Origin of the sequence: Enterococcus sp. AZ163, assembly GCF_050498925.1 — a bacterium.
Lineage (GTDB): Bacteria > Bacillota > Bacilli > Lactobacillales > Enterococcaceae > Enterococcus_A > Enterococcus_A ferrettii.
The window spans coordinates 1016224-1031503 of record NZ_JBIPAO010000001.1 but is presented as its reverse complement, the minus strand read 5'-3'; the positions used below and the strand labels follow the sequence as shown (position 1 = coordinate 1031503).

The following is a 15280-nucleotide window of genomic DNA, read 5'->3' as shown; positions in this document are numbered from 1 at the left end:
TTTTTGCATACGTTACCGATTATATACTATTTCAAGTAAAATACTAGTCATTTTTCTAAAGGAAATCAAGCTATCCAGCTCAAAATTTAGAAAGGAATATGGGATGCGTAGCCTTCCTTGTTCACTTGTCTAGCTCGTGCGATTGCCATATCTCCACGTTTTACGTCTTCGGTAATCGTCGATCCGGCAGCCATTACACTGTGATCCTCTATATTAAGCGGTGCAACCAAATTAGATCCAGAGCCGATAAATACATGGTCACCAACCGTTGTATGGTGCTTGTTCTTACCATCATAGTTAACAAAAACAACTCCGCAGCCGACATTAATATCTTGACCTAAGGTGGCATCTCCAACATACGTTAGGTGGCCAACTTTAGTTTGTTCACCGATGGTAGCTTTTTTGGTTTCTACAAAGTTTCCGATATGCGCATGCTCACCGATATCTGATTGAGGGCGTAAATGAGCATACGGTCCTACATCCGCATTTTTGCGAACAATACTTTCCTCAACTACTGAAGATTTAATTTCAACATTGTCTTCGATCGTGCTGTCGACAATTTTCGAATGGGCACCAATTACACAATCCGCACCAATCACTGTCTTGCCTTGTATTTGCACACCAGGCTCAATGATTGTATCTGATCCGATTTCTATGCCGGCATCAATATAAGTGCTGGCTGGATCAATAAAGCTGACACCATTAACCATGTGCATTTTGTTAATTCGTTCCCGCATGATTTGATTTGCTTTTGCCAAGGCAATGCGATCATTTACACCTAAAGACTCTTCAAAGTCTTCCGTTTGGTACGCAGCCACGGTTTTGTCTTCGCCCTTTAAAATTTCAACGATATCAGTTAAGTAATATTCACCTTGAACATTGTCGGTACCGATTTTTGCCAAAGCTTCGAACAAAGCCTGGTTATCGAAGCAATAAGTTCCTGTGTTGATCTCTTGTACCCGTGCTTCTTCCAGGGTTGCATCCTTTTGTTCAACAATTTTCTCAACGATGCCTACATGATCTCGCAAAATCCGACCATAGCCGGTTGGATCTTCTGCATGAGCCGTTAAAATCGTAGCACTTGCCTTTTTCCCTTGATGATAATCAAATAAGTTGTCTAAGGTTTGTGTTGTTAATAGTGGTGTGTCGCCACTGATAACTAGGGTCGTACCCTTTTTGTCTTTTAGAAATTCAGCTGCCTGCAATACTGCATGGCCCGTTCCCAGCTGCTCTGCCTGCAACGCATACTGACTGCGTTCACCTAATTGGGCCTTCACTTTTTCTGCGCCATGTCCCACAATAGTTACAATTTCTTTCGGGCTGGTTTCAATTACCCGTTCAATGATGTGTTCCACCATCGGTTTGCCCGCTACTGGATGCAGCACCTTGTACAGTTTTGATTTCATGCGAGTTCCTTTACCCGCAGCCAAAATAATGGCGTATCGATTTTCCAAAATAGTCACTCCTACTTTCGTAATCCTTCTCTGATTAAGTGTAGCTCACTGCGTATCCATTTTCAATTGGCAATAAAATAAGCAAGGAACCCTTGCTTATTCGTTGAAACAATTCCCTGGTACCACTGTAATGGTCTTTGTACTGGTATCGACGTCTTTTACATAAAGCAAGGAACGGTAATCAGTAATTGCTCGTTCACCCTTAAAACGTGATTCAGCAAATACAGTAATCCCTACCAATTCAGCCTCGAATTCTTCGATTAGACTCTTCATTCCGTTGACGGTGCCGCCGCCCTTCATAAAGTCATCCACGATCAAGACTCTTGAGCCACGTTTTAAACTGCGCTTAGACAGTTCCATTTTTTCAATCCGTTCAGAGGAGCCAGAAACATAATTTACACTTACTGTAGAGCCTTCAGTAATCTTTGAGTCACGACGAACAATGACAAAAGGTACGTTTAAGTAGTAGGACACCGCTTGAGCGATCGGTACCCCCTTGGTTGCTACTGTCATTACAGCATCGATTTCTTTATCTAAATATTGCGCAGCGATAATTCTTCCCACCATCCGCAGCAGGTCAGGTTGACCCAGCATGTCAGATAAATATACGTATCCGCCTGGCAACAAACGATCTTCTTCTGATAAGCGATCGGCTAATGATTCAATATATTCCTTCGCGGCTTCTTTAGTAATGCTCGGTGTGTAAACCACACCTCCGGCTGCTCCAGGAATTGTTTCTAAAAAACCAGTCCCTCGTTCCTTAAAGGTCTTTTTCACAATTGCTAAATCTTCACTGATGGATGATTTCGCTGAACGGTAACGGGCAGCAAAAAAAGTCAGCGGAATTAACGTATGAGGGTGGTCTAGTAAATACTGCGTTGTATCGATCAAACGCTCACTGCGACGAATTTTCACGTCATTTTCACTCCTATCCTAATCTATCGTTACTCATTATAAGGGTTTAGCCCGAAAAATTCGAGCATTTTCTGGTTTTTGACGGAAAAAGTTCGGCTTTTCTAATAAATTGCATAAAAAGAGAGGAGAAGCCTTCGCTTTCCTCTAATCATTTTGGTTTCTTTTTCGTTGAAACAGCATTTTCAGCCGACGAAATACGTTCATCAGCAAGAATAGACCAATAAAGCACAGCGTAATCGTTGCTCCTGGTGGAATATCCATATAGAAGGTACTGGTCAATCCGATGATAATTCCAATCAATCCGATGATCACACTAATTAGAATAACCACATTAAAGCTCTTGCCCGCACGCATTCCTGTTGCTGCCGGAACGATCATAATTGCTGAAATCAGCAGAGCACCTGCAATTGGAATCATCACTGCAATTGCCACACCGGTTACCACGTTAAAAATCATAGACATTAGCCGGACTGGCAATCCATCAACTGCTGCAATGTCTTCATCAAAGGTCAACACATACATTGGCCGTCTGAATAGGAAGAACAAAATAGCAACTAGGACGAATAAGGCGCCTAAAAAGCCAACCTGCGGCCAAGTAACCGTAATGATCGAGCCGAACAAATAAGACTGGATACTGATAGCTGAGCTGCCCGGAGCCAACTTCATCAATACTAAAGCAATCGCTAAGCCAGCGGCCATCAAAATCGCAATTGAGATCTCTGAGTAAGAGCTGTACATATTCTGCAAGTACTCCATCATAATTGCTGCTACGACCACAACCAGCAAGGTCGTCAAAGTTGGATTCAAATTTAAGAAAAATCCTAAGGCTACCCCTGCCAGCGAAACATGAGACAAGGTATCAGCCATTAGCGACTGCCGACGAATCACTAGAAAGACTCCCAGCATCGGTGCAATCCCCGCAATAAAAATCCCTGCCAAGAAGGCTCGGATCATGAATTCATATGAAAGCAGCGCCATTGAGAATCCTCCTTCCGCACTAAACGGATTTGCCGATCCACATAGCCCTTAATATCATCGTGATCATGGGTGATCATTAAAATACTTTTTCCATGCTCATGAGCACTGTGCTGCAGCAATTCGTAAAAATTGTTCCGAGAATGTTCATCCATCCCGGTTGTTGGTTCATCCAGGATAAACAAATCAGGATCATTAGCAAAAATCCGGGCCAAGCTGATCCGCTGTTTTTGTCCACCAGACAGCTCACCCACTCGTTTATGCCGCATATTCCACATACCTACGGCCTCCAAAGCTTTTTTTACATGTGCGTGGTCCCGCTCCGTTAATTTTTTGAACCATTTCCCCTTAGGATAGCGCCCTGAGTTGACCAATTCCAACACTGTGCTGGGAAAGCCAGCATTAAAGGAAGCAACCTGCTGGGGAATGTACCCCATCTGTAATTTACCCCCCGCCGTATTTTGTTTGGCAATCGTCACTTGACCACTGCTGGGCTTTAAAAGGCCAAGCGTAGCCTTAATCAGTGTGGATTTGGCTGCTCCGTTTTCACCAGTTAAAATGACAAACTCCCCCGGGTCTACATGGTAGGAAACATTTTCCAATACAGGCTCATCATCGTAGTAAAAAGAAAGATTTTCTACTTGTATATAAGACATTGTCATTTCTCCTTATTTCTTACTTAATACTTTCTTTCAGTGCGGCTAGGTTTTCTTCCATCACAGTCAAATAGCTCTCGCCGTCTTTCATTTGTTGATTCGTTAAGCTTTCCAGCGGATTTAGCACTTCCAATTTAACCCCTGTTTCCTGTGATAAGGTTTCAGCTACTTTAGAAGAAGCATTTTCTTCAAAATAAATCACGCTGACATGGTTATCATCAACGTAGTGCTTCAATTCACTCAAACGAGCAGGTGAAGGCTCCTGATCTGGTGAAACTCCTGCAATCGCTTCTTGTGTTAGGCCATATTGCTTAGCTAAATAGCCAAAGGCCGCATGCTGCGTCACAAATGTTTTGTTGGAGGCATCCGTGAAGGCTGCTTGGTACTTCTGATCCAAGTCTTGCAGCTTTTTAATGTAGTTTGCTGCATTTTTTTCAAAAACGTCTTTATCATCAGGATACTTCTTACTTAAATCATCACGAATAGTCTCTACCTCTTTGATTGCTAAGACAGGATCTAACCATACATGAGGGTCTAACACATGGCTATGGTCGTGTTCTTCTTCGCCCTCTTCTTCAGAACCTTCCATTAAAGAAATGCCCTTAGAGGCTTCAACAATTGCCGTCTTTTTGGTGTCGACAGTGTCTGTCAGGTTTTTCACCCATGTTTCTAATTCCGGACTGTTATAAACAAAGACATCCGATTCTGCTATTTTCGCTAGATCCTTAGCAGAGGGTTCATAGTCGTGAGGTTCCGTACCAGCTGGAATTAACAGCTTCACATCGCCTTTATCACCGACTACCTCTTTTGTGAATTCATACATGGGGTAAAAAGTCGTCATGACTTGCAGTTTATCGTTTTTTACAGTGTCTTGCTTCTGATTGCCGCATGCAGCCAGCAGACCTGCCGCAGCTATTGCTACTATGAAAAGAATACTTTTTTTCATTTTATTTCACACCTTTCAAATGCTTTTGATCTAAAACAATCTAACAGATGTTTTTCTATCCGTCAACTCAAAGCGTAAATTTTACGTTTTAATAAATAAAAAGCTTATCAAACCGTAAAATACATGTCAATTTATTCATATGACGAAAAATAAATATATTTGAATAGCGTTATTTTTTGTTAGCTTCAGCTGTCAAAAACAGAAAAAAAGACCCACAAGTGGATCTTACTTTAAGGTTCGAACAAGATAGACTTCATCACAGAACCCTTTTAATGCATTGTAAATATGTTGTGCCCGTGAACGCTTGTGGCATAACCCATAAACCGTGGGACCGCTGCCGCTCATCATCGCGGCATCCGCTCCATATTTCAGCATTCGGTCTTTGATTCTTTGAATAATCGGGTGTTTCTTGATCGTTACTACTTCCATCGAATTTCCCAAGTTTTCAGTCATCATCTGATAGTCCTGCGTTTCAATCGCCTTGATTAAAGCCGAGATGTCAGGATGGTATAAGTCCTCCATAACAATCTGCGAAAAAATACTGCGGGTTGAAACACTCATTCGCGGCTTCACCACCACTACCCAGCACTGGGGCATCGATGGCAGCAGTGTTACCTTTTCGCCAAAGCCTTCAACCAATGCGGTCTGACTATATACACAATAAGGAACATCCGAGCCCACTTCAGCTCCTAAAGCCGCCAGCTCTTCAATCGATAAGCCAAGCTGCCACAGACGATTCACTGCCCGCAAGGCAGCAGCAGAATCCGTCGAGCCACCGCCTAAACCAGCTGCAACCGGAATCTGCTTATGGATATGCACCTTCAATCCAGTGTCGATCTGATAACGATCCTTCACCAGCTCCAATGCTTCATACACATGATTCTTCTTGTCAGTGGGTAAGAAAGCCTTATTGGTTTCAATGATAATTTTATTTTTAGGAATTTCCTCTAGATGCAAACGATCCGCCAGATCAATACTTGCCATAACCATTGATAATTCATGCAAGCCATCTGGACGTTTACCAAGAATGTCCAAGCCAAGATTAATCTTAGCCGGCGCTTTTTCCATGATTTCCATTTTCTCACCTATTCAAATTTTTCACTAGGAAATTCTATCATAGCTCCTCGTAAAAGTATAGTTACTCCATTTTATCATGCTTTCGATATTATCGGTTGAATATTTTCTCAGGAACGCTTACGATTAAAGAAAAAGGAAAGAAGGAGAGCATTATGGCAGGACTATTTCCAAGAAAAGACTGGTTAGACGGAGAAGAGTTAGTCGGACGATTGTTGAACAGCTTTGGCGATGATCGAAAGTTAAACGTGGACGTAAAAGAGTTTCCTGAGCGCTATGAAGTGACCGCAGACTTACCTGGCTTTACTAAAGAAGAGATTACGGTTGAGTACGACAGCGAAATCTTAGCTATTTCAGCTGAACACTCGATTAGCAAAGAAGAGGATACTGGCCGCTATTTACGAAAGGAACGATCCACCACGGCTCTGCGTCGTCAATTTGTTGTAAAGAATGTGGCGGAAGATCAAATCGCTGCGGCTTTTGAAAATGGCGTGCTCACCCTAACGTTACCTAAAATTGAAGCCGATCGCCCACCCCGTAAAAAAATTGATATCCAATAAAAAATACGACCTGAACTCCTTTGGAATTCAGGTCGTATTTTTATACTTCAATCATCTCATCGGTTAAGGCGACACCCTTGTTTTTGCCCCGTCCAATCAACAGCAGCAGCTGCAATGCTGAAAATAAGAAGCTGCTGGATTTCATGTAGGCAAAATAGCGCGGCCGCCAATAATCTACGTACAAGGTTTTCTCCTCCGTTACTTGTTGGAAAGCATAGAAGGAATTCCCATATTTATAAATCAAATTCATAATCCGCTCACCTAAGAAGGAATAGGAGGTTTCCCCCACCTTAGCCAAAGGAGCCATCCCTTGATAGACCTGTTGAACTCCCTGCCGTTTCATTTCGTCCATCAGCTGAAGCTTCAGGAAGGTGGGCAGCTCTTTAGGAACATCATTACGATAACGCAGCAAATCATACGAGCTGCGGTTAGCATCGATCGGCTGTTTGGAAATGAACCCCACAATCCGATTAGCTGGGTCTCTGACGATCCCCACCTGACTCGCGTCAAGATAAGCACGGTCAAAGCGTCCGACAGAAAAATGCTTTTCCTTTTCTCCGTTTAACCATTCCTCTGAGATCTCCCGCATTTCTTCATAGACTTCATCTGGAATTGTTTTGAAATAAATGAACTGGTAACCTTCATTCGTCAACCGTTTAAATTCGAAACGGTCAGAAAAGACTTCCCTCGGATGAGAACGAAAATCAGTCACACCATTTTCTCCAATTTTATCAAAATGGAAGCCTAAATCATGCAGCAGCAAAACATAGTCATCGGAAATCTTATAAAAGGCTAACTGGTAACCTAAACGATCTGCATGCTCCAGAAAAGCAATCGTTGCAGCCTGCCACTTTTCCCGATTACCGATAGGATTTCCTAAGACAAAACACTTATTCGCTTTCGTTTGAAACCCAAAAACAATCTGATCGTTGCCATTTTCCTGATAATAATAGTACGTATAGCCTGGTAAGCGCAAATAATGGCCTGCCGCAGTTCCACCATAACGGTTAATTAAGTAACTGAACCGTTTCTCATCCCAAGTTGTTCCCAATTCTTCCTTGCCTTGAGTCAGGTACTGGTACAAAAGTGCCAGACACAAAATTGAAAGAATCAAGCCAACAATTCCTGAAACCCAGATTTCCTCTGAAGGAAAGGCGAAGTAACGATTAGGAATAGCTTCCGCTCGCCAAAATTGTCCACTGTGATAACCAGCTACTGCATAGAAAATAAACAAGATTCCAAAAATCAAACCATCGACAATCAGCGCTCCCCATGAATAAACAAAACGTTTTCGTGAAAATTCCTTACGCGATGCCCAGACAATCAGAAGGACAATCAGATAAGCAACAATTAAACGCAAAGAAGCGGTCTTAGAAACCGTATTAACAATCCCAAAGACCAACAGTACAATTGTCGGCCAAAATGCTTTACGTACTTTCTCAGCAATCCCACGGGCCAATCCCAATAGCAGGAAGCCAACTAGCAGATTCAAGGTTTGATCCAAAAAATCGAAGGAATAAGGCAGCAGTACTTCAAATAGACGGCTTAAATTCGAGAGGTTGGTAAAGGTTGATAATAGAATCATCATGATTCCGGCAAAATACACGGCACACACTAACACCGCATGAGCTGCCTTTTGTGATAAAATACGAGGCAAATTATCAAAATAACGGTTCATTCGTACACTGGTACTGGTCAAGAAGATCAGAATACCTGATAAGAATGGCAGTAAATAATAAAATACCCGATAAAACAGAATCCAAACGACTGCCTGACTTTGACTTAATCCTAGATGTCCTAACCCTAGAATCATCATGACATCAAAGGTACCAGCTCCTCCAGGAATCATGGTAAGCATCCCAAAGCCGGTGGCGATAATAAACATCGGATATACTGCACTGATCGCCAATTCAATCCCCATCAGGTGGCCCACTGTTAAAAATACAGCCAAAGCCCCCAGCCATTGACCTAATGAGGCCAAAAAGAGAATCGCAATTCGTTTGAGCTTAAACTCCTTAAATAAGGTCTTTCGGCGAGAATAAACCAGTGCTCCTAAAAGTGGCGCAAAAACACCACCTAATAATAGCCAAATGCGGTATCTTACAAAGGGGTTATCCTGGCGAAATAGAAATAAATCCAAGGCAGTAATGAAGGCTAGTATCGACAGTCCGCTCAACATAAACAAAGCAATTTTTGAGACGGTTGCCAAAACTTTTTTTCTTTCCATATTTTTGCCATAAAAACTCGCCCGCAGGCTTGCTCCTACGACCCCGCCAAATCCAGCTAAGTTATTTATCGTATTTGTCGTCCAAGCGGCAATCAGCCAATCACTGACATCCATCCGGGGACGACCTTCATCTTCTAATGTTCTAATCGCTACATAGTCATATAGGAGCATCGGGACTACACCAGCCAAACCGGCTCCTAGCATCCCTAGTAAAGACCACTGATCCTGCTGCTGAATCGTCTGCCAAACCTCATGCCAGCTCATCCCCTGGGCAATATGGGTTACTTGATTGGCCACGAAAAATAAAACAACACCAAAGAAAAGAATCTTCAATAAGGTAGCATGACGTTTAAACCATTCGCTCATGGGCGTCATACGTTTTTTCACTTGATTTCTCCTACTCATCTTTTCTATTATCGTAGCTTATTCTACCTCATTTGCCAACTTCAAACTGCCTAATTTTACGAACTTTTTGATAAAAAAATTGACAGACTATAAAAAAACTTTTTAAAAACAAAATAAGACAAAAATCACGAAGGATTTTTGTCTTATCAATTACTATTTGGCGTAATCAGTTGCGCGTGTTTCACGGATAACTGTTACTTTGATATGGCCTGGATAATCCAGTTCGTCTTCAATTTTGCGACGAATGTCGCGAACCAAGCGAACCGCTTCCAAGTCAGAAATTTCTTCTGGTTTAACCATTACGCGAACTTCACGTCCAGCTTGTACGGCGAAACTAGATTCAACTCCTTCAAAACTGTTGGAGATATTCTCCAAGTTTTCTAGTCGTCGAATGTAATTTTCCAATGATTCACTGCGGGCTCCTGGACGAGCTGCCGATACTGCATCAGCTGCTGCCACCAGCACCGAAATCACTGAAGTTGCTTCTGTGTCGCCATGGTGAGAAGCAATCGCATTGATCACAATTGAGTTTTCGCGGTATTTAGCTGCCAATTCGGCGCCAATCTCAACGTGAGAACCTTCAATTTCGTGATCCAAGGCTTTCCCGATATCATGCAGTAAGCCTGCACGCTGCGCCATTTGGATATCTTCTCCTAATTCGGCAGCTAAGACACCCGTCAGCTTGGCAACTTCTACGGAATGGTCTAGAACATTTTGACCATAGCTTGTTCTGAAATGCAGACGACCCAAAATCTTAATCAAATCAGGATGCAGGGTATGCGCCCCAACCTCGAATGCGGCTTGTTCACCGTATTCGCGAATGCGTTCATCCATTTCCTTACGAGATTTTTCGACCATTTCTTCAATCCGGGCTGGATGAATCCGTCCATCTTGAATCAACTTCTCTAAGGTCATGCGGGCAATTTCCCGTCTAATCGGATCAAACCCTGACAATACGACTGCTTCAGGTGTATCATCAATGATTAAGTCAATTCCAGTCAATGTTTCTAATGTGCGGATGTTCCGCCCCTCACGTCCAATGATTCGACCTTTCATCTCATCGTTTGGCAGTGTGACAACAGAAACAGTTGTCTCAGAAACAGCATCGGCTCCACAGCGTTGAATAGCCATTGCCAAAAGGTTTTTCGCTTTACGATCAACCTCTTCTTTTGCCCGCTGTTCAGATTCCTTCACCATGACTGTTAATTCATGGTTTAGTTCTTCCTCTGTTGTTCTCATGATGATATCTTTCGCTTCATCTTTAGATAATGATGCGACTTGTTCTAGTTTTGTTTGTTGTTCTTCAATTAGTTGCTCTACTTCTTTTTCTCGCTCGTCAATTAATTGCTGTCTAGCACTGAGTTTTGTTTCCTTGTCTTCCAGTGAGTTTTCACGCTTCTCTAGAGAATCATCTTTACGATCTAAAGTCTGTTCTCTTTGAAGCAAGCGATTTTCTTGCGTTTTTAGTTCTTGTTTGCTTTCTTTCAACTCACTTTCAATTTGTGCTCGATACTGCTGGTTTTCTTCTTTGGCTTCCAACAAAGCTTCTTTTTTTAAGGTTTCAGCTTCTTTTCTTGCTTGAATAATAATCCCTCTAGCTGAGTTTTGTGCCCCATCAATTTCTTTTTCATGACGTGATTTGGCAACCATGAATCCTAAACCAAGACCGACAATTAAACCGATGATAGCGAGGAGAATAGGAACTGTCATTGAATCCACCTCCGTACTATCTTATTTTTTTTATGTGTAGTTTTTTGATAAACGTGGTTAAAATTATCAATATGCCTACTTGCATGCGTGTGTATAGTCACACAACTTTATTCTAATGTTTGAAAGATAGGGTGTCAACTTTATTTGACGGATGCCATTGTTTTTAGCATAAATAAAATACCTGCAGAATCTTTTTAAATCCTTTCAATCTTTTCTATCAGTGATTTAAGCTGCCATAGTAGGCCTTGAGAGCTTCCGAGCACAAAAAAACACGAACGAGATAAAATAGCTCTCGTCCGTGCTCTCATTTAATCTTCTAGAGGCAGTTCTTCTTGTCCAGGCTCTTCTGCATCCTCAGGAACCTCGATTGGTTCACCGATACCATAGGCAGCACGTACACGAGTAGAAACTTCCGCAATCATATCAGGATGTTCTGCTAAATATTTCTTTGCATTTTCCCGACCTTGACCGATTCGTTCTTCCTTGTAGCTGTACCAAGCACCACTCTTGTCGATGATGTCTTGTTCAGCTGCCATATCCAGAAGTTCACCTTCTTGTGAAATTCCTAAGCCGTACATGATATCAACTTCCGCTACTTTGAAAGGCGGAGCAACTTTATTTTTGACTACTTTAATCTTAGTACGGTTACCAACGATATCTGTACCGTTTTTCAGCTGTTCAGCACGACGCACTTCTAAACGAACAGTTGCATAGAACTTCAACGCACGTCCACCAGGAGTTGTCTCTGGATTACCAAACATGATACCAACCTTTTCACGGATTTGGTTAATAAATACGGCAATCGTTTTGGTTTTGTTGATAGAACCAGACAATTTCCGCAGTGCTTGAGACATCAAACGAGCTTGCAGTCCCACGTGGGATGCACCCATTTCGCCATCAATTTCAGCACGAGGTACTAATGCTGCTACCGAGTCGATAACAATAATATCTACTGCACCACTGGATACCAATGCATCAGCAATTTCCAAGCCCTGCTCACCAGTATCTGGCTGAGAAAGCAGTAATTCATCAATATTAACACCCAAGTGTTGTGCGTATTGCGGATCTAATGCATGCTCCGCATCGATAAAGGCTGCAGTACCGCCTTGTTTTTGTACTTCAGCAATCGCATGTAATGCAACTGTTGTTTTACCAGAACTTTCTGGTCCGTAAATTTCGATAATACGTCCACGCGGATATCCGCCTACACCTAACGCGACGTCTAGAGCCAGCGAACCACTAGGAATAGTTGAAATTTGTTGGTCAATCTTATCCCCTAGTTTCATGATGGAGCCTTTTCCGTAGTTCTTTTCAATCTTCTTCATTGCAGCTTCTAAGGCTGCTTTACGATCATCTGCCAAGCGCGAATCCTCCTTATAATAAAAACATTTCAGTGAATGGTTTTCTTCGGGTCAGTAGTATTAGTTTATCGGTTTGCAGTCAAAAAAGCAAGCAAAAAACGAACAAACATTCGCATTTTAATCTTTATTTAAAATTGCGTGACGGATTAAATCTAGTCCCTTCATAACCGCGCTATGACGCACATATGAACGATCACGAGAAAAATGATTTTCCGTTACAAGAGTTTCTTTACCCTTCTGTGCCAAGGCAATGTAGACAGTACCCGGTATTTTCCCTTCCAACTCATCTGGACCTGCTACACCGGTGAAGGAAACTGCAAAATCTGTTCCTACTTTAGCTAAAGCCTGTTCTGCCATCGCTTGCGCACATTCTGGACTCACTACACCATATGTGTCCAATAAGACTGGATCAATACCCAAGAATGCTTCCTTAGTCGCTTTCGAGTAAGTAACAAAACCACCAGGGAAAACCTCTGAAACTCCCGGAATTTGTCCTAAGGTCGCTTGGAACTCACCAGCAGTCAGACTTTCAGCTGCTGTAACTGTTAACTGGTGCTCCTTCAATAAATCAACAGTTACTTCTTCCAGACTATTAGTGTCGCCATAGCCATAGAAATATTCGCCAACCTTAGCCATAATTTCGGCTTCTGCCTGATCCAATAATACCGTTGCCGAAGTATCATCTGCTGTATTGGCTGTAATTCGCAAGGTAACTTCATTTGGTTTGGCATACGGCGCTATAGTTGGATTGGATTGATTTTTAATCATTTCAGCCAGCTCAGTTACTAACAGTGACTCGCCAATACCATAAAAACGCAGGACACGAGAAGTCAATACTTCTTGTGTTGGAAATTCTTTTTGTAATAATGGTTTTGCTTGTTCTAGAAACATTGGCTTTAATTCACTAGGAGGTCCAGGCAATAAGATGTAATTGTTCTTTTCGCCTTTGTAAAGACATCCGATCGCAAGTCCAGTCCGGTTTTTCAAAGGAATACCGTCCTTTAATGTTTCTACTTGCCGTAAATTATTTGGAGTCATTGGATGCTGACGATTTTTAAAGAAGGTCATCATGTGTGCGTATCCTTCAGCATCTTGAACCAAGGGGACCCCCACATGGTCAGCTAATACATTCTTTGTTAAATCATCGTCAGTCGGTCCTAAGCCGCCGCCTAAGATGATTAGATCACTGCGAGTATCCGCCAGCTGCAGTAATTCCTCCAAGCGTCTCGGATTATCTCCGACGACTGTGTGGTAATACACCTCGATTCCTAAATCCGCCAATTGCTCTGATAAAAAGGTTGCATTGGTATTGACTACTTGACCCATTAATAATTCTGTTCCGACAGCAATGATTTCTGCTTTCATTTCATTCACTTCTTTCTTAAGATACGCAATTTCCCTTCAACTATACCAGAAAAAATAAAATTTCGGGACTTTTTTGCAGGAATTTCAATGACTTGCAGGCATCGCGGATTTTTAGGACGCAAAAAAACTGCGAAGCGCACTTCGCAGTTTCCACATTTTTACATTGAGCCTTTGAATAAGCCTGTATTTTTAGCAAAATAATCGTATCCTGAATAGACTGTAAAGAATAAGCAGACATACAACATAATTTGATCCACGGGAATGCCTATGTAATTAAACGGCACATTATTCAAATACAGCAACACAATCCCAATCATTTGGGTAGCAGTTTTGATTTTACCCGGCATAGCTGCTGCCATCACTCCGCCACCTTGTTCAACAATCAGTAAACGTAATCCCGTTACTGCTAATTCACGGCAAACAATAATTGCAATAACCCAAGCAGGTGCTTTGCCTTGTTCTACTAAAATAATAAAAGCAGTCATCACCAACATTTTATCCGCTAACGGATCGGCAAATTTACCGAAGTTGGTCACTAACCCTCTGGCGCGCGCAATTTTACCATCTAAATGGTCGGTATAACTGGCTATCGCAAAAACGATTGCTCCAACTAGCTGTGTAATCGGCAACGCTGTGTCTCCAGCCATAATCGTACCCCAATCCCACGGGGCCAACACAATAATCATAAATAACGGAATCATAAAAATTCGGATAACCGTTAATTTATTTGGTAAGTTCACTGTCTTGCTCCTTCCTTATCATTCCGCATAATTCATTTTTAAGCGAATATTCTTTTGGCTTGCTGAATTATTAGGTTGATAATCCAACGGTTCATCGTTTATTTGCACATCTGCATAACGAGCAATCCCAACAGTAATCAACGCTTCTGCTGTGTCAGCAGGTAGTTCAGTGGATTGCGTTTCGTTTGGCTGCAGGGTGTACTGATAAATCAATGCGCCATTTACTTGAACACCAATCCAGACACGTTCCTTGCCAGTAAAGGTTAACTTAACCGGAGCTTTAATTTGATCAACCTTCATTTGAGCTTCACTGGCGGTATTGTTTTCCATTGTAATTGCCATTTTGGGTTCTTTCGGCTCAGAGGACGATTCACTCGTGCTTTCCACCGTCGAACTGCTTTCGCTGGTACTTTTTGCTGCGCTTGAACTCACTGATCCCTCTACAGCCATTGAGTTGTTTGGAGCTATAATTGGTTCACCTTGATTATCCAACCACATCATATATCCTACTACCACAATAATCGATAATGCAACCAAGCCTAAAAGCACCGCCGGCAAACTCGCCTTGACGCGTCTTTTGGTGGGATGCTCAGCATGCTTATTTTTGCGGGAGCCTTCTACGGGTTCAATTTCAGGGTAGACCGGCTTAGGCTGGTCTTTTCCGTCATAAACATCTAATAAATAGTTGCCATCCAGTTTAACCTCTTCGGCATACTGGCGGATAAATGCTCGCAAATAATAATCACTTGGCAGCAAGTGAAAGTCATTGTCTTCTAAAGCTATCAAATAACGTTTTTGAATTTTCGTTTTTTGCTGCAGCTCATCCAGACTAATCCTTTGATCGATTCGGGCTTTTCGTAATGTTTCACCTATATTTATACTAGCCACTCGT

The 15280-nt window shown here is 42.1% G+C and carries 13 protein-coding genes; 1 reads left to right on the top strand and 12 read right to left on the bottom strand.

Translation table 11 applies throughout. From position 1 onward, the window contains the following. Nucleotides 1-86: 86 nt before the first annotated feature. The 6 genes from glmU to ispE form a co-directional block, all read right to left on the bottom strand. Nucleotides 87-1454, bottom strand: a complete 1368-nt coding sequence (gene glmU, locus IGI46_RS05040; protein WP_207701410.1) for a bifunctional UDP-N-acetylglucosamine diphosphorylase/glucosamine-1-phosphate N-acetyltransferase GlmU — start codon at nt 1452-1454, stop codon at nt 87-89. A 96-nt stretch (nt 1455-1550) separates the two neighbouring features. After that, nucleotides 1551-2369 carry a pur operon repressor gene (gene purR / locus IGI46_RS05035; protein WP_207701409.1) on the bottom strand — a complete coding sequence of 273 codons (819 nt, stop codon included), beginning with the start codon at nt 2367-2369 and terminating at the stop codon, nt 1551-1553. 144 nt (nt 2370-2513) lie between these two features. Next, on the bottom strand, nt 2514-3347 hold the full coding sequence (locus IGI46_RS05030; protein WP_429962335.1) for a metal ABC transporter permease: 834 nt from the start codon (nt 3345-3347) through the stop codon (nt 2514-2516). After that, nucleotides 3320-4000: a metal ABC transporter ATP-binding protein gene (locus tag IGI46_RS05025; protein WP_429962334.1), complete on the bottom strand. Its 681-nt coding sequence runs from the start codon at nt 3998-4000 to the stop codon at nt 3320-3322. The genes IGI46_RS05030 and IGI46_RS05025 overlap by 28 nt, the downstream gene beginning before the upstream one ends. A 19-nt stretch (nt 4001-4019) precedes the next feature. Beyond that, nucleotides 4020-4946, bottom strand: coding sequence for a metal ABC transporter substrate-binding protein (locus IGI46_RS05020; protein WP_429962333.1), 927 nt, complete (start codon nt 4944-4946; stop codon nt 4020-4022). Nucleotides 4947-5171: 225 nt separating this feature from the next. Then, on the bottom strand, nt 5172-6023 hold the full coding sequence (gene ispE / locus IGI46_RS05015) for a 4-(cytidine 5'-diphospho)-2-C-methyl-D-erythritol kinase (RefSeq protein WP_207701405.1): 852 nt from the start codon (nt 6021-6023) through the stop codon (nt 5172-5174). A gap of 152 nt (nt 6024-6175) precedes the next feature. Between ispE and IGI46_RS05010 the strand changes: the two genes are divergently transcribed. After that, the gene (locus tag IGI46_RS05010; RefSeq protein WP_207701404.1) at nt 6176-6580 is read left to right on the top strand and encodes an Hsp20/alpha crystallin family protein; all 405 of its coding nucleotides are present in this window, start codon (nt 6176-6178) and stop codon (nt 6578-6580) included. 40 nt (nt 6581-6620) lie between these two features. Here IGI46_RS05010 and mprF read toward each other — a convergent pair whose 3' ends face one another. The 6 genes from mprF to IGI46_RS04980 form a co-directional block, all read right to left on the bottom strand. Further along, nucleotides 6621-9182, bottom strand: coding sequence for a bifunctional lysylphosphatidylglycerol flippase/synthetase MprF (gene mprF, locus IGI46_RS05005; RefSeq protein ID WP_429964926.1), 2562 nt, complete (start codon nt 9180-9182; stop codon nt 6621-6623). Between the two features lie 183 nt (nt 9183-9365). Next, nucleotides 9366-10922: a ribonuclease Y gene (gene rny / locus IGI46_RS05000; RefSeq protein WP_429962332.1), complete on the bottom strand. Its 1557-nt coding sequence runs from the start codon at nt 10920-10922 to the stop codon at nt 9366-9368. Nucleotides 10923-11230: 308 nt separating this feature from the next. Beyond that, nucleotides 11231-12283, bottom strand: coding sequence for a recombinase RecA (recA, locus tag IGI46_RS04995; protein ID WP_207701402.1), 1053 nt, complete (start codon nt 12281-12283; stop codon nt 11231-11233). A 117-nt stretch (nt 12284-12400) separates the two neighbouring features. Beyond that, nucleotides 12401-13648 (bottom strand): competence/damage-inducible protein A, encoded by a 1248-nt coding sequence (locus IGI46_RS04990; RefSeq protein WP_429962331.1) that lies wholly within the window; start codon nt 13646-13648, stop codon nt 12401-12403. A gap of 158 nt (nt 13649-13806) precedes the next feature. Then, entirely contained in the window at nt 13807-14388 is a 582-nt protein-coding gene (pgsA, locus tag IGI46_RS04985; protein WP_207701400.1) for a CDP-diacylglycerol--glycerol-3-phosphate 3-phosphatidyltransferase, read from the bottom strand. Between the two features lie 18 nt (nt 14389-14406). Further along, nucleotides 14407-15276 carry a RodZ domain-containing protein gene (locus IGI46_RS04980; RefSeq protein ID WP_429962330.1) on the bottom strand — a complete coding sequence of 290 codons (870 nt, stop codon included), beginning with the start codon at nt 15274-15276 and terminating at the stop codon, nt 14407-14409. Nucleotides 15277-15280 lie beyond the last annotated feature (4 nt).

Coding starts and splice junctions, on each gene's coding strand:
- IGI46_RS05030 (WP_429962335.1), bottom strand. CDS start 3,347: ATGGCGCTGCTTTCATATGAATTCATGATCCGAGCCTTCTTGGCAGGG.
- IGI46_RS04990 (WP_429962331.1), bottom strand. CDS start 13,648: ATGAAAGCAGAAATCATTGCTGTCGGAACAGAATTATTAATGGGTCAA.
- ispE (WP_207701405.1), bottom strand. CDS start 6,023: ATGGAAATCATGGAAAAAGCGCCGGCTAAGATTAATCTTGGCTTGGAC.
- IGI46_RS05010 (WP_207701404.1), top strand. CDS start 6,176: ATGGCAGGACTATTTCCAAGAAAAGACTGGTTAGACGGAGAAGAGTTA.
- IGI46_RS05020 (WP_429962333.1), bottom strand. CDS start 4,946: ATGAAAAAAAGTATTCTTTTCATAGTAGCAATAGCTGCGGCAGGTCTG.
- mprF (WP_429964926.1), bottom strand. CDS start 9,182: ATGACGCCCATGAGCGAATGGTTTAAACGTCATGCTACCTTATTGAAG.
- IGI46_RS05025 (WP_429962334.1), bottom strand. CDS start 4,000: ATGTCTTATATACAAGTAGAAAATCTTTCTTTTTACTACGATGATGAG.
- rny (WP_429962332.1), bottom strand. CDS start 10,922: ATGACAGTTCCTATTCTCCTCGCTATCATCGGTTTAATTGTCGGTCTT.